This window comes from Clostridium cellulovorans 743B, from assembly GCF_000145275.1.
GTDB lineage: Bacteria > Bacillota > Clostridia > Clostridiales > Clostridiaceae > Clostridium_K > Clostridium_K cellulovorans.
In genome coordinates this window covers 1,535,883-1,556,019 of the sequence record NC_014393.1, presented here as the reverse complement: position 1 = coordinate 1,556,019, position 20,137 = coordinate 1,535,883, and the positions used below count along the sequence as shown (strand labels likewise).

Annotated in this window: 21 protein-coding genes; 3 read left to right on the top strand and 18 right to left on the bottom strand. The window is 30.9% G+C overall.

Annotation, left to right across the window (positions count from 1 at the left end; translation table 11 throughout):
- Nucleotides 1-114: 114 nt before the first annotated feature.
- The 15 genes from CLOCEL_RS06355 to CLOCEL_RS06285 all read right to left on the bottom strand — a co-directional run bounded on the left by CLOCEL_RS06355 (nt 115) and on the right by CLOCEL_RS06285 (nt 15,219).
- A complete protein-coding gene (locus tag CLOCEL_RS06355; RefSeq protein WP_010076111.1) occupies nt 115-1,368 on the bottom strand; it encodes a PDZ domain-containing protein in 1,254 nt (417 codons plus the stop codon).
- 25 nt (nt 1,369-1,393) lie between these two features.
- Nucleotides 1,394-2,596 (bottom strand): S41 family peptidase, encoded by a 1,203-nt coding sequence (locus CLOCEL_RS06350; protein WP_010076112.1) that lies wholly within the window; start codon nt 2,594-2,596, stop codon nt 1,394-1,396.
- Nucleotides 2,597-2,867: 271 nt separating this feature from the next.
- The gene (locus CLOCEL_RS06345; protein WP_010076113.1) at nt 2,868-4,001 is read right to left on the bottom strand and encodes an acyltransferase family protein; all 1,134 of its coding nucleotides are present in this window, start codon (nt 3,999-4,001) and stop codon (nt 2,868-2,870) included.
- A 112-nt stretch (nt 4,002-4,113) separates the two neighbouring features.
- A complete protein-coding gene (gene ftsX, locus CLOCEL_RS06340; RefSeq protein WP_010076114.1) occupies nt 4,114-5,001 on the bottom strand; it encodes a permease-like cell division protein FtsX in 888 nt (295 codons plus the stop codon).
- Complete coding sequence (gene ftsE / locus CLOCEL_RS06335) at nt 4,991-5,677, bottom strand: cell division ATP-binding protein FtsE (protein ID WP_010076115.1); 687 nt, start codon at nt 5,675-5,677, stop codon at nt 4,991-4,993. Before ftsE ends, ftsX begins: the two co-directional genes overlap by 11 nt.
- A 239-nt stretch (nt 5,678-5,916) precedes the next feature.
- The gene (locus CLOCEL_RS06330; protein ID WP_010076116.1) at nt 5,917-6,783 is read right to left on the bottom strand and encodes a YitT family protein; all 867 of its coding nucleotides are present in this window, start codon (nt 6,781-6,783) and stop codon (nt 5,917-5,919) included.
- A gap of 160 nt (nt 6,784-6,943) precedes the next feature.
- The gene (locus tag CLOCEL_RS06325) at nt 6,944-7,882 is read right to left on the bottom strand and encodes a transketolase family protein (RefSeq protein ID WP_010076117.1); all 939 of its coding nucleotides are present in this window, start codon (nt 7,880-7,882) and stop codon (nt 6,944-6,946) included.
- On the bottom strand, nt 7,882-8,706 hold the full coding sequence (locus CLOCEL_RS06320) for a transketolase (protein ID WP_010076118.1): 825 nt from the start codon (nt 8,704-8,706) through the stop codon (nt 7,882-7,884). Before CLOCEL_RS06320 ends, CLOCEL_RS06325 begins: the two co-directional genes overlap by 1 nt.
- A 498-nt stretch (nt 8,707-9,204) precedes the next feature.
- Nucleotides 9,205-9,555, bottom strand: a complete 351-nt coding sequence (locus CLOCEL_RS06315; RefSeq protein WP_010076119.1) for a type II toxin-antitoxin system PemK/MazF family toxin — start codon at nt 9,553-9,555, stop codon at nt 9,205-9,207.
- Nucleotides 9,515-9,835: a hypothetical protein gene (locus CLOCEL_RS06310; protein ID WP_010076120.1), complete on the bottom strand. Its 321-nt coding sequence runs from the start codon at nt 9,833-9,835 to the stop codon at nt 9,515-9,517. Before CLOCEL_RS06310 ends, CLOCEL_RS06315 begins: the two co-directional genes overlap by 41 nt.
- Nucleotides 9,836-9,950: 115 nt before the next feature.
- A complete protein-coding gene (gene alr, locus CLOCEL_RS06305) occupies nt 9,951-11,111 on the bottom strand; it encodes an alanine racemase (protein ID WP_010076121.1) in 1,161 nt (386 codons plus the stop codon).
- Between the two features lie 7 nt (nt 11,112-11,118).
- Nucleotides 11,119-11,745, bottom strand: coding sequence for a germination lipoprotein GerS-related protein (locus tag CLOCEL_RS06300; protein WP_010076122.1), 627 nt, complete (start codon nt 11,743-11,745; stop codon nt 11,119-11,121).
- A 227-nt stretch (nt 11,746-11,972) separates the two neighbouring features.
- The gene (locus CLOCEL_RS06295) at nt 11,973-12,329 is read right to left on the bottom strand and encodes a DUF6514 family protein (RefSeq protein WP_010076123.1); all 357 of its coding nucleotides are present in this window, start codon (nt 12,327-12,329) and stop codon (nt 11,973-11,975) included.
- A gap of 461 nt (nt 12,330-12,790) precedes the next feature.
- A complete protein-coding gene (locus CLOCEL_RS06290) occupies nt 12,791-13,366 on the bottom strand; it encodes a hypothetical protein (protein ID WP_010076124.1) in 576 nt (191 codons plus the stop codon).
- A 197-nt stretch (nt 13,367-13,563) separates the two neighbouring features.
- A complete protein-coding gene (locus CLOCEL_RS06285; protein ID WP_010076125.1) occupies nt 13,564-15,219 on the bottom strand; it encodes a hypothetical protein in 1,656 nt (551 codons plus the stop codon).
- A 179-nt stretch (nt 15,220-15,398) separates the two neighbouring features.
- Here CLOCEL_RS06285 and CLOCEL_RS22230 point away from each other — a divergent pair, with 179 nt between their 5' ends.
- From CLOCEL_RS22230 to CLOCEL_RS06275, 3 genes are all read left to right on the top strand, one after another.
- The gene (locus CLOCEL_RS22230; protein ID WP_010076126.1) at nt 15,399-15,557 is read left to right on the top strand and encodes a spore coat associated protein CotJA; all 159 of its coding nucleotides are present in this window, start codon (nt 15,399-15,401) and stop codon (nt 15,555-15,557) included.
- Nucleotides 15,558-15,699: 142 nt separating this feature from the next.
- Nucleotides 15,700-15,954: a spore coat protein CotJB gene (locus CLOCEL_RS06280; RefSeq protein ID WP_010076127.1), complete on the top strand. Its 255-nt coding sequence runs from the start codon at nt 15,700-15,702 to the stop codon at nt 15,952-15,954.
- A gap of 20 nt (nt 15,955-15,974) precedes the next feature.
- The gene (locus CLOCEL_RS06275; protein WP_010076128.1) at nt 15,975-16,535 is read left to right on the top strand and encodes a manganese catalase family protein; all 561 of its coding nucleotides are present in this window, start codon (nt 15,975-15,977) and stop codon (nt 16,533-16,535) included.
- Between the two features lie 175 nt (nt 16,536-16,710).
- Here CLOCEL_RS06275 and tkt read toward each other — a convergent pair whose 3' ends face one another.
- The 3 genes from tkt to CLOCEL_RS06260 all read right to left on the bottom strand — a co-directional run bounded on the left by tkt (nt 16,711) and on the right by CLOCEL_RS06260 (nt 20,132).
- Nucleotides 16,711-18,684, bottom strand: coding sequence for a transketolase (gene tkt / locus CLOCEL_RS06270; protein WP_010076129.1), 1,974 nt, complete (start codon nt 18,682-18,684; stop codon nt 16,711-16,713).
- Nucleotides 18,685-18,710: 26 nt separating this feature from the next.
- Entirely contained in the window at nt 18,711-19,358 is a 648-nt protein-coding gene (fsa, locus tag CLOCEL_RS06265; protein ID WP_010076130.1) for a fructose-6-phosphate aldolase, read from the bottom strand.
- Between the two features lie 69 nt (nt 19,359-19,427).
- Entirely contained in the window at nt 19,428-20,132 is a 705-nt protein-coding gene (locus tag CLOCEL_RS06260) for an L-ribulose-5-phosphate 4-epimerase (RefSeq protein ID WP_010076131.1), read from the bottom strand.
- Nucleotides 20,133-20,137 lie beyond the last annotated feature (5 nt).

Genomic DNA, 20,137 nt, shown 5'->3' with positions numbered 1-20,137 from the left:
ACATATTGCCTACAACTATTTATTATGATAAAACCCTGAAAAATATGAGTAAAATAAAAAACACTTAATCTAAGCCAAAGATAACTTTCGCTTAATTAAGTGTTTTAAAATGTCCTATTTCTTCATCATTTTATCTAATGTATCTTTAAAAGTATTCTTATTAAATGCCATCATATTTTCTTCGCCAACACTTTTAGGAACTATAACTACTCCGACACCTTTTTTATCGATATAATTTCTGTAGGTAGCTTCCCTCAATATACCTTCGACACCTTTTACCTTTATAAGAATATTTTCTTTTACTTCTGCAATAGCTTCAAAAATATCCTTTTCTGTTTCTATAATTCTATTATTTATCTCTAATATTACATCTCCACTTTTAATACCCATTTTTTTTGCTGGTGAACCTTCTGCTACATCTAGCACAACAATCCCCTCATTATTGGATACAAACTTAGGCTTACCATTTATCTCTTTTAATGATTGATACAACAACATACCTTCATGTAGTACTGGCATTATTATAAGAAGTGCCCCTTGAAGAAAGAAATTATTTTTGCTTATTTGAGCTAATATAAGCATCACTGTTCCATATCCAATTACATATGCTCCGGAACTAACAGCTTTAGCTTTTTTACCTTTGGTAAAAGTAATTGCATTATATCCTATGGCACCATAAAATATGCTAAAACCTAGAACTGCTAAAGAAAGCAACGAAATTGGTTCTGAAGCTACAGTACTCCACCACTGAGGAATTGCATTTATCTTATGAGTAAAAACAAAAGCTCCATTAGACTGAAAGAAAATCAATGCTATAGGCATAGCCCAATATCTTTTAAGAGCAAAGCCACCTATTATATTATTATCCTTATGTGTGAATACAGGTATCGCTCCTGAACTACCATCAATTGTTATAAGTATTCCCTCTACAATATGAAGAATTGCAACTAATGATACTAATGACACTATATTTAAATTAAAAATATCAAAGCCTAAAACCTTAGCGATTAATGATATTATCCCTAAAACAGCACCAGAATAAGAAAAACATATAAATCTTGGTTTTATAAGCATTAATAATAGGGATATAAGTAAAATCAGCTCTATATAACTATCTACCGAAAAAGTTATACCAAGAGCAGCCAAAATAAGACTGACCAATAAACCGCCAAATATTCCATAGACCATTTGAGATGCAGTAAGTTCTATAGCTCCTTTATTAGCATTCCCAATAATAACCTTCTGGGTTGCTACAATATTAAGATTCCTTTTGAAAAAAACTAAAGAAATCACTATTAACACTAATGCATAGGGATACTTAACTATTGCTCCAGAAACGGCCGTTAATGTTTCAAAAAAAACGTTCATAATAACTAAAAACTCCTCTTTACTATCACTTAATCTTTGTTTTCAAAATCTCTAATCCTTTAATGAACTGAGGATCTTCATTTCTATTATACTCTTTTGCCATAAGCTCCTTTGGATATTCCACTTCCACGTCTGGTTTTATACCTATCTTGTGTATGTTTATTCCATTTGGCGTATAATATTTTGAAGTGGTAATCTTAATAGCAGTATCTCCCTCAGTTTCATATATTGATTGTACAATACCTTTACCAAAAGTCGTTGTTCCAACTATGATTCCTTTTCCATAATCCTTTATTACTCCTGTAAACACCTCAGAAGCAGACGCACTACCCCCATTTACAAGCAATACCAGCGGCATATTGAAAACGTCACTATCTTCTGCCTTATATTCTTTCTTGTCATCATATTTATCAACAGTATAAGTTATAATATCGCCTTTTTCCACAAAATTATCAGATATTTTTAATACCTCTGATAGAAGTCCTCCTGGATTATCTCTTAAATCAATGATAAGTCCTCTCATTCCTTGATCTGAAAGCTCTTTAATATATGTTTTAAAGGTTTGTGAGCAATTTGTATCAAATTCTTTTAATGTTATGTACCCTATATCATCCTCTAACATCTCTTTCGTTACAACAGTTCTTTCTAATCTTGATGCTCTAAGAGTAAGATTTAGCTCTTCATTACCATTTCTTATAATCTTAACTGAGATATCCTCATTTTGCTTCTGCAGAATCTCAATCGCTTGGCTTTTTTCTGTATATGTAACTGTAATTCCGTTAACTTCTTTAAGTATGTCTTCGCTTTTAATACCTGCTTTCTCAGCAGGAGAATCCTCCATAACAGAAAGAATCTTTATTTCATCCTTTTCATTAGCTGCTATTGTTACACCAATTCCTGTATATACCCCTTCAGTTTGTTCTTTAAATTTTTTATATTCTTCTTTGTTCATATATGTAGTATAAGGATCCTTAAGAGCAGACGTCATAGCTTTAATTGATGCTTCAACCATCTTTTCTTCATCCATATCACCAGCATATCTAGTGTCTATTATATTCTTTATTTTAATCAATTGCTGAAAATCTATGTAATTCTTATAATCTTTCCCGTTAAGAGTTACTGTTCCATTAGGCAGCTTTATTGGTATATAAATAGCAATTAGAAATGTACACATATTGGTGATTATTAAACTTGCAATTACTAAAGATTTAATTTTTCTATTCTTCATTTTTTCACCCCAGTTCTATATTATTTATTGAAATCGATTTAATTTTTATGATACTTAAACTATCCTTTAACTATAGAAATTAACAGATAAATTGAACTTTATGTATTAACTCATATATATTCTAGCTATTCTATTATTATATCATTTAAGTGTATGTTGTATCCAAGTGAAAGATTATATTTTTGTTTAAGCATACTTCTAAAAGTTCTTAATATGAACAAAAATAGAAGTTATTGTATGTAATTTTCTACAGCAACTCCTATAATCTTACCTATTGTTCATATATAGACTTTCTCTTACTTACACTCTCTACCATTGACCCGAGATTATAAAATCCTGCTATTATATAGTTAATTACTATCGAAGAAGCTAAAGATAAAATTAATAACCAAATTACAATCAACACTGACAACTTAGGCATAAAAACAAGCTTTTGATAATAATGATAAGCAAAGAAGGTATGTGTAAGCCAAATATTTGTTGAGTGCTTTCCTAAAACAAGAAATACCTTCTTAAACTTCGTACTGAAAATCAAATTAGTACAAAATAATATAAAAAATGGTGCTATTATAAAATCAATGTAGGTAGAATAAGCTCTTCCAATTAAAATAAATTCCCTTGAAACAACTATCCTAATAAATGCAATAATTAAAATTCCTATAATGCAAATAAACTTGTTACTGATCCTTATTCTATCTAAAAACTTATTTGCAGCCTTAAAGAAATCCAATTTTGCTATCAATGCCCCTGTACAGAATACAATTTGCCAATACATTAAATTCGTTATATCCGCAATCAATAGCTCATTTTTTATATGAAGTGGTTGGAAAATAATATTGTTTAATAAACTTGGATATATCGATACAAAATATAAAAACAAACTTAAGACAAATGAACCTATAGTGCTTTTCTTCACTATATACTTTACTATAGGGAAGATTAATACTAATTCTATATATACTTTAACAACCCACCACTCATCACTATAGCTATTCCTCAAAATAAAGAAATTTTCCAAGAATATCTTTAGATCCCAATGATATCTAGAGTTACTTTCAAACCAAATTAATCCAACTGGTATGAATATAACAAATACAACCCAATAATTAATTAAGAAATTAAATACTCTTTGAATTGAATCCTTAAATGTGAATTGCTGCTTTTTTGTATATATTACATACAAACCATATCCACTCAAAAGAAAATAGATAGCAACACATATCTTTCCAAAGTCAGCAAACCAATATTCAAAATTAATCTTCCAAAAAGGCACCACCGATATATATGATACATTTTGAATTCTCTCAGGAACTCTAAAAAGGTGATGTATTATCATTAGTACAATTGCAACCCCTTTTGCAATTGATGTGTGTTCCTTTGTAAATGTATAAACTTTTTTCTTCATGTAATCAACTTCCCTATACCTGATTTTATTAAACAAAACCGTAAAAAAGAAAAACTGTCTCATTTTACATGCATGAGACAGTCCTTTTAACACTTACACCTTCTGAAAAACACTATACGTGTAAGAATTTCCTCATTGATATGATACTTGCAACAGCTCCTAAAGCTATACCAAATAAAGTGAATATAGGTAAAATATTGGTTAGTATATATGTTGGTTCTATTAAAGCTCCTGCTAAAACAGCACTTGATACTTTATTGTATAAAACAGAATATCCAGCAAATAAGATTATTACAGAAATGATATCTCCTAAAAAGCCAAGTATCATTCCTTCAATTAAAAATGGCCATCTTATAAACCAGTCAGTAGCTCCAATATTTTTCATTATAGCGATTTCTCTTCTTCTAGAAAAAACCGTAAGCTTTATAGTATTAGCGATTAAGAATAAAGAAACAGCAAATAAGACAACTGACAAGCCTAACAAGATCCACATAGTAACCTTCTTAAAGCTTTCAAACTTACCTACAGTATCATCGCCTTCTTTAATGGATTCCACTCCATCCATGTCAGCAACAGCATCTTTTAGTTCATTAAGTTGCTCTGTACTACCAACATTTACAGAAAAAGAGGCTGGAAATACATCTGCATCTTCAAGACCTATCAACATATCTTTACTGTTACCCATCATCTCTTCCATTTTTTTATAAGCTTCGTCTTTAGATATGTAGGTAATCTCTTTTATTCCTTCTATATCTTCAATTTTAGATTTAATACTACTTTGCTGCGCTTCTGTTATATCAGTCTTCAAATAAACTTGAATATCTAATTTACCTTGAAGTCCAACAAACGCCTTGTCCACTGTTCTAGAAATAACCATAAAACATCCTAATATAACTAATGTCAATGCAACAGTTAATATAGATGCTATTGTTAATGTTCTATTTCTTCTAAGACTTCTTAATGCATCGTTACAAAATAATTTTATAGAATTATTCTTCATTGCTATACATACCCCTTTGTTCGTCTCTTGCTATTTTTCCTTTTTCAATAGCTATAACTCTTTTTTTCATAGAGTCAACTATATCCTTTGCGTGAGTCGCCATAAGGATTGTAGTACCACCCTTATTAATATCCTTAAGCAGTTCCATAATCTCAATAGCTGTTTGAGGATCTAAGTTTCCAGTTGGTTCGTCAGCAATTATTACTGATGGATTATTAACAATAGCTCTTGCTATGGCTATTCTTTGCTGTTCACCACCAGAAAGTTCTCCTGGATAGCTCTTATACTTTTTATTCAAACCTACTAGCCCTAACGCTACAGGTACTTTTTTCTTAATTTCTCTTTCACTAGCCTCTACAACTCTCATAGCAAAAGCAACATTTTCATAAACATTTAGCGTAGGAATTAACCTAAAGTCTTGGAATACCATTCCAATCTTTCTTCTATGATAAGGAATTTCCTTATGAATAATATTTGTTATATCTTCATTATTAAAAATCAACTTTCCACTAGTTGGATTAATTTCTTTCATTAAAAGTTTTATAAATGTAGATTTTCCGGCTCCACTGGGTCCTACTAAAAATACAAACTCGCCCTTTTCAATCTTTAAATTTATATTCGATAAAGCAGGTGCATTATTCCCGTAAATCTTTGAAACATTCTTAAACTCTATCATTTGCACAACTCCTTATTCGTTTTTTCATTGATTATAACACATAACAACAAAAAATTAAAATTTTTTCCCAGATTAATACTTTATTGTCATATGATACTCCTCTGATACTCCTATATAAGTATATATTATTACATGATAATTTTCCATAGTCAACTAAGTATATTTTTCAAATCTCACTTAGTACTGGCTTATTAATGAAGTTGTGCAATAATAATACCTTAAAATCTAATATCCTTAAATTATTCTTCTAAAAGATTTTTAAACCCTTCTCCTAATACTTCATGAGAATCTGATACGTTGATAAAAGCGTATCTATCTATCTCTCTTACATATTCCTTTAACTTTATCAATTCTTTTCTCCCCAAAACAGTATAGATTAATTCTGTTTCTTTTCCAGTATAACCACCTTTGGCTGATATAATGGTGCAACCTCTATCTAAATCCTTTAAAATAAACTCCTTTATTTTAATTTTTTCTTTACTCACTATTATTATTTGTTTAGAGATATTTAGTCCTTCTATTGTTTTATCTATTATAGATCCATTTAATATAACCCCTAAAACAGCAACTAACCCTTGATCAAATCCTAAGGTTATCCCCGCTACGATAGTTACTATCAAATCCACCATCAGTAAAGATTTTCCCATATCTATGTGCAAATACTTGTTTATTATCTTGGCAATGATATCAGTTCCACCTGTTGAAGCATTTTGATTGAACACAATCCCCATACCAATTCCAGAAATAATAGTACCAAAAATAGTCGCTAACAAAAGATCATTTGTAAGTGCAACATTATACGGAAAAATATAATCTAAAACCCACGTAAAACCAGCTAAAGATATACTTGCAAAAAGAGAAATTCCACCAAAATTCTTTCCCAATATAATAAATGCTATTAAGAATAACCCCATATCCATAACAAGCATAAAAGCTCCTACTGGAATATTACTGAAAAAATTATTTAAAATAATTGCTATACCAGAGATTCCACCTGCAGCAATTTTATTTGGAGCTAAAAAAAACTTAATCGATATTGATACAATTATTACTCCTATAATAGTTTTAAGAATTCTCATCGTTTGTTTTTTTATCTTATCATTCACTTTGAATTTCCTCCTTGTAAAATATAAATCTAATATTATTATTTGCAATAACTTTTTCAATAAACTAAAAAAGCAGTAGTATCTCCTAAAATTAACTTTAGGAGATACTACTGCATATTTTCTTATTGTTTTTGTAATATTTAATTGCAAATCATCCAAACTATTTGCTAGCTATTCCAGCTTTTACTGCATCAATGATTTCCTTGCTAGTTAATCCGTACTTAATAATCAACTTATCAGGAGTACCACTTTCTCCGAAAGTATCTTTTATTCCTACCTTTTTAACCATTACAGGATGATTTTCTGCTACAACTTCTGCTACTGCTGATCCAAGACCGCCTAAAACAGTATGTTCTTCAGCAGTTACAATTAATCCAGTCTCTTTTGCAGCTTTTATTATAGCTTCTGAATCAATTGGTTTGATTGTATGTATATTTAATACTCTTACATTAATACCTTCTTCTTTAAGCTTTTCATAAGCTTCTAAAGCAGCATCTACCATTATTCCTGTTGCAATTATAGTAGCATCTGTTCCTTCTTTTAATGTAACAGCCTTTCCAATTTCAAATTTATAACCTTCAAAATCATTTATAGTGTTAACAGCCATTCTACCAAGTCTTACGTAGCATGGTCCTTGATATTCAGCTACTGCCTTTATAGCTGCTTCTGTTTCTACACCATCACTTGGTGATAATACTACCATACCTGGTATAGTTCTCATAAGTGCTAAATCTTCAATAGATTGGTGTGAAGCTCCATCTTCTCCTACAGTTAAGCCCGCATGAGTAGCACAAATCTTAACATTTAGGTGAGGATATCCTATTGAGTTTCTTATTTGCTCAAAAGCTCTTCCTGCAGCGAACATAGCAAAAGTACTTGCAAAAACGGTTTTACCACAAGCTGCAAGTCCAGCAGCAACACTCATCATGTTACCTTCTGCAATACCGATGTTTATGAATCTATCAGGGCATTCCTTTTTAAAATCAGCTGTTTTAGTTGATTTTGATAAATCGGCATCTAATACAACTACATTACTATTTACTTTACCTAATTCTGCTAAAGCTTTACCATATGCTTCTCTAGTTGCTATCTTACCCATTAATTTTCACCTCCAAGTTCAGCTAAAGCATCACTACATTGTTGTGCGCTTGGTGCAGTACCGTGCCATGCACATTGGTTTTCCATAAATGAAACACCCTTACCTTTTATTGTGTTTGCAACGATAACTGTTGGCTTACCTTTTGTATTTTTAGCTTCTTCAAGAGCATTCTTTATTGCATCAAAATCATGACCATCAATAGCAATAACATGCCAATTGAAAGCAACAAATTTATCAGCGATTGGTTCAGGAGATACAACATCCCAAAGATTACCATCTATTTGCAATTTATTATAATCAACAAAAGCAGTTAAATTATCTAATTTATATTGAGCTGCACACATTGCTGCTTCCCAAACTTGACCTTCTTCAAGTTCTCCATCACCTAATACTGTATAAACTCTGTATTCTTTGTTATCAAGTTTACCAGCTAAAGCCATACCTACAGCTGTAGAAATACCTTGCCCTAATGAACCCGTTGACATATCAACACCTGGAACATAGTTCATATTTGGATGACCTTGTAGTATTGAATCAATCTTTCTAAGCTTCATAAGTTCTTCTTTTGGGAAATATCCTTTTTCAGCAAGTACTGAATATAGTACTGGTGCTGCGTGACCCTTTGATAAAACAAATCTATCTCTGTTTTCATCCTTTGGATTTTTAGGGTCTACATTCATTTCAGCAAAATATAATGTTGTCATTATATCTGCTATTGAAAGTGATCCACCTGGATGACCTGATTTTGATTCAGTAATCATAGTCACGATATCTTTTCTTACATTTGTTGAGATTGCCTTAAGCTCATTAGTATTGTAAGACATGAATTTTACCTCCTGAATTTTCGTAATTTAATTTTGGGAAATTATTTTACCAATACGTTTATATTAACATAAAACCGTTATTATATCCAAACTTTATAGTTAAAATTTTTATCGATTTCTTATTAGTTTTTTCCCATAATAACGTTTATTGTGTAACACATTTAAATATAGTGTAGCACATTACTTATTCTATCATATATATCATAACTCTTACAACACTAGGTTTTTTTTATCTGCTTATACGTTTGCAATTAGATCTTTATAGTTTCTTTAAATATAATATATTTTAAAATATAAATAATTTTTTATTTATCAACATTTTTCATACATTTATATAAACCAGTTAGAGTAGCTAAATTATAGATTTATTAATAGAAACTAATACCCATAAGAACATAAAAAAACAACTTTAAGATAAAGCTGTTTTTAACAATTATTAATATAAAAGAGGATGCCTCTCAAACTAATTCTTCAATCATTTTGAGACATCCTCTTTCTTCATACTAGAGACATACTTACCACTATTGCCTCGTCGACTTTTTTCATATCAACATCTGACATATGACCGATTTTTTCTTTTAGCCTTTTCTTATCTAGCGTTCTTACTTGTTCTAACAAAACTACTGAGTCCTTGTTGAGGCCATATTCTTCAGACGAAATTTCAACATGTGTAGGAAGTTTCGCTTTGTTAATTTGCGAAGTTATTGCTGCAACGATTACTGTAGGGCTATATTTATTGCCTACGTCATTTTGAATAATGAGAACCGGACGGATACCCCCTTGTTCTGATCCGACAACTGGGCTCAAGTCAGCATAATATATATCTCCTCTTTTCACTACCATTGTCATCTCGTATCTCACTCTCCGAAAGACTTACTTCATAATCTATTAATCCTGTGAGTTCACCTTGAATTCCTAACTCTGCAAATTCCATATTTAGTCTAGCCATTTCAATATAACCTTTTTTCATTTCTTCTATTGTTGCTAGTCTTTTCTTCTCATTAATATAATGTATTATTGCTTCCTTTATAAATTCCGTTTTCTTTTTTCCATCATATTCCAAAGTTTTTTCAACTTCTTCAAAAAGTATTTCAGTGAGGTCTACCACCATATTTTTAGATTCCAACATTACAATCACTACCTCCTACTAACCCTACAGTAACCATGTATAGCTATATTATTTAAAAAAATCCTTGTGTAATTAAAACTCTTTATATGTTAATACTGTCCTTAAATAATTCTAACTATACATAATTCCTTATTTTTATGACTTTATTATCTTGTATGTATACTCGTGGAACACGTTTCCCTATCATGCATACCACTTCATAATTTATAGTTTCTAAGAGTCCTGCTATGTCGTCAGCATCCATTTTCACATTATCACACTGTCCCATTAGTATGACTTCATCGCCAATCTTAACATCATCAATATCTGTGACATTAACCATACATTGGTCCATGCAAATTCTCCCAACTACTGGAGCTAATTTCCCATTGATTATTACTTGTGCTTTATCTGATAGCTGACGAGTATAACCATCAGCATAACCTACTGGCAGTGTTGCTATTATCTCTTCTTTTTGTGTTTTGTAGGTTCTTCCATAACTAATTGAATAATCTTTGGGTAACTTTTTTACGTGTATTATGTTTGTCTTTAGAGTCATAACGGGTTTTAGCAACAGTTTTGATACATTGACCTCCTTTGAAGGATAGTAGCCATACATTATTATCCCTGAGCGTACTGCTTCAAAATGCGTATCCTTTAAGTCTATTATTGCAGCGCTATTTGCAATATGTCTTATTTTAATATTTATGCCTCTTTCTTCTAGGTTATGAATAAAATCTTCATATTTTTTTAACTGTTCTAAGGTAAATTTCTTATTAGCTTCATCTGAAGTTGAGAAGTGTGAAAAAATACCCTCTATCGATATATTAGGTAACTTGGAGATTTTATATACCTCTTCTACACTATTTTTATCAGGCATAAATCCAATTCTCCCCATACCAGTATCTAAAGCTACCTGTATTTTTATTATTTTATCTTCCGCCTTAGCAATATCAGAAAGTTCCTTAGCATATTCATAAGTAAAAACAGTAGGAGATATGTCATATTTAACAAGGCTATCTCCATAGATAGTTGGAGTATATCCAAGTATCATTATAGGACATTTTATACCATTGCGTCTTAGCTCTACAGCCTCACTTATTACAGCTACAGCTAAAGCTGTAGCACCATTCTCTAAAAGTATCTTACTAGTATCAATAGCTCCATGACCATATCCATCAGCCTTAACTACAGCAATAATATCCTTTGCTCTTGTTATTTTCTTTATCTCTCTCATATTATGAGCTAAATTATCTAAATTTATCTCTGCCCAAACTGGTCTGATATGTTTAAACATGTTCATCCTACCTTCCAACTATAAACAAGTTTTTGTCCACTTCTTTATTTATAACAAAATTATCATATTTTGCAGTTAATGTTATTTCACCTTTATTATTATAAATAACTAGCTTATATGGCACTAAAGAATCATTATCAATAAATAAATCTCCACTATTAATATTGTTATTATTCCTAAGCATAATCAAGGAAAGTTTTATGTATTCTTTAGTTCCTTCCTTAACTATGGATGTCCTTATTTCCTGTTCCGTATAAAGCAAGTTTATAAAATCTTTAAAAAAAGTATATCTATATATTTCATCAAATTCCTTAGAAGTCTCAAAACTATGTCCAGTTTTTAAATTATTCACTATTAACTTTTCTTTATTAAATAATAATACTCTTTCACCATTGATTTCAACCCTATATCCATAATTCTTTAAATAAAATTGTTTACATTTATCTTTACTTGTTTGTCTGGAATTTTTATACTCCATGGTAACATCAGAACTGTATCCATCTATATCTTTTAAATAATCTAATACTTCTTCATTTGTTTTTGGGGTATCCATATACTTGTACAAAGCTAATCCTGAACCTGCTATAATCACAAGAACAGTTAATACTATAAGTATAACCTTTATATATTTCACCAAGACCTCCAAAAATAAATAGCTTCAAGTTATTATTATTATCAAAGTATTCTAAATATGATATAAAATATATATATGATTACTCAATTAACTAGCACACCTTATTTATATAACAACTTTTATAAACTAAATAGAAACGCTTTTAATTATTAATTTTAACGCAAAAAAAGAGATGAAATCGCACCCTTAGAAGATACGAATTCATCTTATATATAATACTATTTACATTAATTTGTTGCTACATTTTCTAGATCTACTTGATCAAAATCACCTATAAATTCATCTATGTATTCACCTAAAACATCTATTAAATGGACTGGTGATACAACGTTGTCCCAAAGTAGCTTAAGTAAGCTTTGTACCTTATGTCTTTGAGGACTGATTATTTTAACTAGATCTTCTTCTTGAAATACTACTCCTTCACTATTGGAATGGGTTCTAATAGCTTTTATACCATATCCTTGAACCTCAATATTTTTTCCACAAACTTCAATTTCAATAGTATTTCTTATTAAATTGTATTGGTAAGCATATTCAATTGTGCCTTCCATATGACTTTTACTCAATGTTTGTACAATTTCCACAAGCAACCCCCCATTGTGAAATTAATTTCACAAATATTATGCTTTAATATTATCACAATGAATAAGTATAAATTGTCGTTTTGTTGTTTTTTGATCGTATAATCGTATGACTTACTGCGACATTATATCTTAGAAACTACCCATTCTGATAACACTAATTTACATACAAGTATTTTTACTGTTTTTTATGGTATATTAAGTATTTACATTTTTGTCGAATCAAAAAATATAATGTATAAAAAAATAGTTATTTTTTTTGAAAACCCTATATTTTTTTTATTAAAAAACTAGCTAATTATATTCTAATACAATTTATTTATCATAATTAGTTATATTCAATTTGATATAGTTTATGCCGTTTAGAAACATAGGTAGAGCTTGTTAACTGAAACAGATCCTATTTAACAAACTCTACCTTTCTTCACTTATATATAGTTCTTGATATTAATTTACCAATTTTATTAGTAATCCACTACTTCCTTTATTACATCCATAAGCACGTTTCTTTTCACAGAAATATATTTTGATATGTCTTCTAAAACCATCAAAGTTAAAATTACAATTGCTGCATCTGACTTTTTATAATTTTCTACTCCAAAATACTTTTTATTATTCTCAAGATGTTGCTTTCTATAAGCTATCTCCTTGTAGACACTATCAAAACTCTCATATAAACTTCTATAGGATACCTTTAAAAAAGACGTCTTAACCATTTCTCCACTATCACAAGTTTTTTTTATTATCTCATCAATCCTATTACCTTTATATTTAGCTTCCATTGACCGTCTATAAAGATCAGCTATATAAGTAGACAACACTGTTGAATCTATTATTGCTACTTCATCATTAGTATTAAAAACTATTCTTAACTCTCCATCAAAGGCTTCTTTAACTTCTCTACTTAACCCCTTCATCCTTTGATTAAATCCTTCTTTAAATTTTGAATCTAAAATAAAATAGTTCAATTCATTAGCAGAAACGAGCTCTAAAAATTGCATAAAGTTTTTATACTTATTCTGAATATTATTATCTTTCATAGCTGCACCATCTCGTATTCTATTTTTTTCTTAGAGTTAATCCTATAAAACTAGCTTATGTACTTTAAATGAATTTATACTTTCATTTTTATTTTAGCTACATTACAACTTATCCCTAGGTAGGTATAATCCAAATTATTTAGTTGATCTTTTAAAGTAAAGTATTACTATACTTTTCAAATCTATTCTTTTAAAATCTATTCTTTTGAAATTTCTATAACATCTATAATGGAACTATCTGAAGGATTGTATGTTATTTCTACATTATCTTTAGGATTTAGCATTACTACACTTCTATCTTTTTCAGAGGATATTACAAATACTCTATCACTATTAGATAAAACAATAAAATAGTATGAGTTTCCTTCAATTACTGTAGTTCTTATTTCTGCTATAGTTCCTTTTACTACCTCAGTTTCGTTATTTCTATTACCAGCAATACCATTCTTAGAAATAGCGGAAATATATGCTTTTTCACACTCAGCAATAGTATCACCAATGGCCCCAATTTGATATTGATTTATATTTACCATTGCATATTGCTTAACAAGCCCTGCTTCGTCTTTAAGAGCCATAAAATAAGTTGGTTGATTGTCTATATTAAGCAATAAAGGAAAGGTAGCCTTATATCCAAATTGTTGAACCAACCCTTCTGCTGAAGCCATACCTGAATATTCTTCAGCTCCAGATATATTATAGAACTTAGTTTCCTTTGTCCTTTGATTAACTAATATAAATCCTATATTAGACTCATCTTTACCCACTGAAGTAACACCAGTGTACATATATACATCATCATTTAAGGCAATATAATTATATCCTTCAGTAGTATTTTTTACATCTCGTTGACCAAATATAGAATTCCAAAATCCATGAGTTAAAGAACCATAATCATTATATTGATTTATAATTCTTTCTGAGTTATATACTCTATCTACCCAAGTTGGTATTTCATCTAATTTATAATAAGCTGTTTCCCCTGTTACAGCATTTAAAATTACAGCTCCAGCTATATCTTTTCCTCCATATAGCCCAATGGACGTATTTACATGCGATATTATCCAAAACGGGTCTCCATTTTCATCAATTTCAAACTCTGGTTCATCAAAAATCATATCTGGGTATTTAAACCTTATATATCTTTTTAAATCTCTACTAAAAAATTCTGATGGAGAATATTTAATCCCTTCATTAAGTCTTACACATGTCACTTCTTGTGATACCATATCTACCATTATATAGGCAGCAATTCCAACTTCTTTATTATTTAACCATTTAAAAAAACCGCCATATCTAAGAGGTGTAACTCTTACAGGTCTGCCCTTATAATTTATTTGTGTATACATGTCTGTCACCTCAAATTGAGATACTAAATCAGACATCTCACCCATTTTACGCTCGCCAAGCTTAGCTGATGAGTCCTTATCTAGAGCAGGAATCATATCATAGGAAATTGATTGTACGTCTTTTAAAAAGTCTCCTTCATTAACTGTTAGTAAACTTTGATAAGCTTTTGCATTAAAAATTCTTGCAGAAGAAATTAATCCTCCAATTAAAATTATAATTACAATGAGAAACGCTAAAGCAGATATACTACTAACCGATATACTGCTACCACCTACACTTTTTCCAACAGATACTTTCACATTATTAATAACCTTCTCAGTTCTAGATGACTTTCTTATCATTTCAGCTGTTACCGATGCTATCAAAACTATAACAAGAATAAATAGGATAAAAATAGCAGTACTTACTGAGTGAATTGTTGCTGCTGGCAATAAGAGATAATAAAGTGCAAAACTCAAAATAATAATCATTATTATTGGTAGTACTATTTTGATAATCTTTTTCATATTTTCTCTCCTCTTTTGTATAAATTTGATTCTAACTTCATTTTACACTACATTAGTCTATCTAACTATATCATTTACTAAACACTATCATTAGCTAATAAGTAACAATACTCTTTGTAAAAACATAATATATTCTGTACGACCTTCAATTAATATAACGTACTAAGGAGGATTGCTTTATGGATAATTTGCCAAAGAAAACAGCTAAAGAATTAGATTATGGAAAGGCATATGTAAAATATCAACCTTTTAGAGACTTGTATGATCTTAAAACAGCTCTTAAAAGAGGAACTATTTTTAAAGCTCTAGATAAACCAAAATCAATACAATTACTCTAGATTAAATTAAAATATTTTTCCATTATAAATAATTAATTTGCTTATAATGAAATCTATTTTAATTAATGTAGTCTTCGACTTTAATATATAAAAATTTAAGAAACGCAAGATTTATTAGATATGCTACGAGGGGGAATAAAAAGTGGAACGCAAGGAATTGTTAGATAAAATATATGACGTTGGTTTCTATTTAGTAGACTTAAATCTGTATTTAGATACACACGTAGATAGTGAAGAAGCCCTTGATGAATTAAATCAATATAGTAGAGAGCTAGCTAAACTTCGTGAAGAATATGAAAAAAAATTTGGTCCGCTAACAAACTTTGGTCTTCAAAGTGCAGAAGATTGGGAACAATGGATTTCTTCACCTTGGCCATGGGAAAAAGATTTTAATTAATATAAACGGAGGATAAAAAAATGTGGTACTACGAAAAAAGATTAGAAATGCCTGTAAGAATATCAAAACCGGATTTAAGATTTACTAAGGCTTTATTAACTCAGCTTGGAGGACCTGACGGAGAACTTAGTGCTTCTTTAAGATATTTAAGCCAAAGATATACAATGCCTACTGGAAAGACTAAAGGTTTATTAACAGATATTGGTACAGAAGAATTAGCTCATTATGAAATGATTTGTACAATGTTATATCAGCTTACAAAAGGTGCTAGCATAAGAGAATTAAAAGCTGCTGGATTAGATACAAATTACTCAGTACATGGAAAAGCGTGCTATCCTGCTGATTCCAATGGTGTGCCTTGGACCGCAACTTATATTCAAGCTACTGGTGATCCAATAGCTGATTTAAATGAAGATTTAGCAGCTGAAGCTAAAGCAAGAGCTGCATATGATAGATTAATTCTTCAAACCGATGATCCAGATGTTAAAGATGCTTTAAAATTCTTAAGAGAAAGAGAAATCGTTCATTATCAAAGATTTGGGGAAGCTTTAGTTAGCATTCAAGACGCAATCTTACCATAGAAGCTTTCAAATCCATTTACCATAATGTTCAAAACAAAAGTCTGCAAGGTTTATCCTGCAGACTTTTTCAGTGTTTCATTATTAAAATTTCAGCAATAGCTTATATGATTTTTAAAGCATCAATAAGTTCTATGTAAAAACTTTAATTGAAACATATATATTTGATTTCACTAAATTATAAAGTTTTATATAGTCCTACTACATTTTCTACAGTGAAACCATATTCAGCAATAACCTTTTCTGCTGGTGCTGAAGCTCCAAACTTATCTATAGCAAGTACTTTTCCATCAAGACCAGTATATCTATCCCAGCCTAAAGATGCTCCCATTTCTATAGCTAGTCTCTTTCTTGTGTTTCTTGGTAACACAGCTTCTTTGTATTCACTTGATTGTTTATCAAAGCTTTCCATACTAGGCATACTTACTACTCTTGTGTAGATTCCTTCTGCTTCTAAAGCTTTTTGAGCTGTTACTGCAAGATTTACTTCTGAACCAGAAGCTATCAAAATACCATCTAATTCTCCTGAAGCTTCACTTACTATATAGCCACCTTTTTTAACACCTTCATAATTAGTTCCTGCCATAGTAGTAACGTTTTGTCTTGTTAATACTAATGCAGTTGGGTGGTCTTTAGATTCTACAGCTAGTCTCCAAGCAGCTGCAGTTTCTGTAGCATCTGCTGGTCTATAAGTAACCATATTTGGAAGTGCTCTAAGTGTTGCTAATTGCTCGATAGGTTCGTGAGTTGGTCCATCTTCACCTACAGCAATAGAATCGTGAGTTAATACATAAGTTACTGGCAAGCCCATTATAGCTGCCATACGTACAGCTGGTTTTAAGTAATCACTAAATACGAAGAAAGTTCCTCCGAATACTTTTAAACCACCATGAAGTGCCATACCATTTAACATAGATGCCATAGCAAATTCACGAACACCAAAGTTTATATTTCTTCCATCTGGTGTTTCCTTTGAATAATCACTTGTATTCTTTATATTTGTTTTATTTGAATGTGATAAATCTGCAGAACCTCCAAGGAAGTTTGGTAGCGCTTTAGCGATAGCATTAATTGCTTCATTATTTGTGTTACGTGTTGCATCACTATGTCCAACTTCATATTTTGGCATAACTGCTTCTAAATCAACAAGTAAGTCACCGCTCATAACAGTTTCTAATTCAGCAGCTAGTTCTGGATATTCTTTTTTATATTCTGCTAACATTTCGCCCCATGCTTTGTTTACAGAAGCACCTTTATCTGCAACTTTTTCTTTAAAATCAGCATATACTTCATCAGGAACAAAGAAAGGCTCATAACCCCATCCGTATGATGCTTTAGCAAATTTTCCGTCTTCTTCACCTAATGGTGCACCATGTACGTCACAAGTACCTTGCTTAGCAGAACCATGTCCAATTATAGTTTTTATTTCTATGATTGATGGTCTCTCTGTTTCTTTTTTAGCTTCTTCAATAGCTTTTGAAATGGCAACTATATCAGTTCCATCTTCAACCTTTTGAACATGCCATCCATAAGACTCATATCTCTTTAAAACATCGTCTTTAAAAGTTTTTGATAAATCTCCATCTAGACATATGTCATTTGAATCATATAAAACTACCAAATTACCAAGCTGTAATTTTCCTGCTAATGAAGATGCCTCAGAAGTTACCCCTTCCATTAAATCTCCATCTCCGCAAATAGCGTAGTTCATATGGTCTATAACCTTGAAATTTTCCTTATTGTATCTCTTAGCTAAAATGCTTGATGCCAAAGCCATACCTGCTGCCATAGGGATACCTTGTCCTAATGGTCCGCTAGTAGCATCAACTCCATCTGTATGTTTAAATTCTGGATGCCCAGGAGTCTTAGAACCCCATTGACGGAAGTTCTTAAGGTCCTCCATTGATACATCATAACCACATAAATGTAGCATTCCGTATAAAAGCATTGATCCATGTCCAGCAGCTAAAACAAATCTATCTCTGTTAAACCAATTGCTGTTCTTTGGATTAATATTCATATGGTTTGTAAATAAGGAGTATGCCATTGGGGCTGCTCCTAACACAACCCCTGGATGGCCAGACTTAGACTTATTTATAGCATCTATTCCTAATGCACGAATAGCACTAATAGATTTTTGCGATATGTTCATTTAACTTCCACCTTTCTTATGAAATATTATTTATTGTAAACACTATTCCAATCAGCCATGAATCTTTCGATTCCGTTATCAGTTAATGGGTGTTTAGTCATTTGAACTATTACGTTATATGGAACTGTTCCAATATGAGCTCCAGCTTTTGCTGCATCTATTACGTGGATTGGATTTCTTATACTTGCAGCAATAATCTTTGTATCTATATCATGAACAGCGAATATTTCTGCTATATCTTCGATAAGAGCTATACCTGTTGAACCTATATCATCTAATCTTCCTAAGAATGGTGATACATATGTAGCACCTGCTCTTGCTGCAAGAAGTGCTTGTGTAGCAGAGAATATTAATGTTACATTTGTTTTTATTCCTTCTGAAGAAAGAACCTTAACAGCTTCTAAACCTTCTATTGTCATAGGGATTTTAACTACCATATTTTTGTGAATTTTTGCTACTTCACGACCTTCTTTAATCATGCCTTCAGCTTCTAAAGATATAACTTCTCCACTTATAGGTCCATCTACTATAGAAGTTATTTCTGTGATAACTTCATTAAAGTCTCTTCCTTCTTTTGCAACTAATGATGGGTTTGTAGTAACACCACAGATAACCCCCATTTTATTTGCTTTTTTAATTTCCTCAACGTTAGCTGTATCAATAAAGAATTCCATAATTTGTTCTCCTTTTATATATATTTTAGGTATCATACCTTTTATTTGACTTAATTAAAACAATACTATTTATTTTTGTCCGTAATAAGCGTTAGGACCGTGCTTTCTAAGGAAGTGTTTATCTAATAAAGTTTGATCCATTCCACAAGGCTTATTTAGAAGATTCTTCATTAGCATAGTATTGTATGCCATTTTAGCCACTTGTTCTAAAACAACAGCATTGAAAACTGCTTTTTCTGGTGATTCACCCCAAGAAAATGGTCCATGTTCATTAACTAATACAGATTGAGCCTCGATTGCTGTTATGTTACGTTTCTTGAAAGTTTCAATAATAACAGTACCAGTATTTTTCTCGTACTCTCCCTCTATTTCTTCCTTAGTCATTGGTCTAGTACATGGTACTTCTTTATAGAAATAATCTGCGTGAGTCGTACCAAGCGCTGGAATATCCACACCAATTTGAGCCATAGTTGTTGCCCAAGTTGAATGAGTATGAACAATACCACCAACTTCTTCGAATGCCTTGTAGATTTCAAGATGAGTAGCTGTGTCTGATGAGGGCTTATATTTGCCTTCAACTACATTACCTTCTAAGTCTACTACAACCATATCCTCAGCAGACATTGTGTCATAATCAACTCCTGAAGGCTTTATAACAACGAGATTTGTTTCTCTGTCTATACCACTAACGTTCCCCCAAGTGTATAAAACTAAATCTCTATTGACTAATTCTAAATTTTGTTCAAAAACTCTTTTCTTTAAAGCTTCAAGCATTAAAT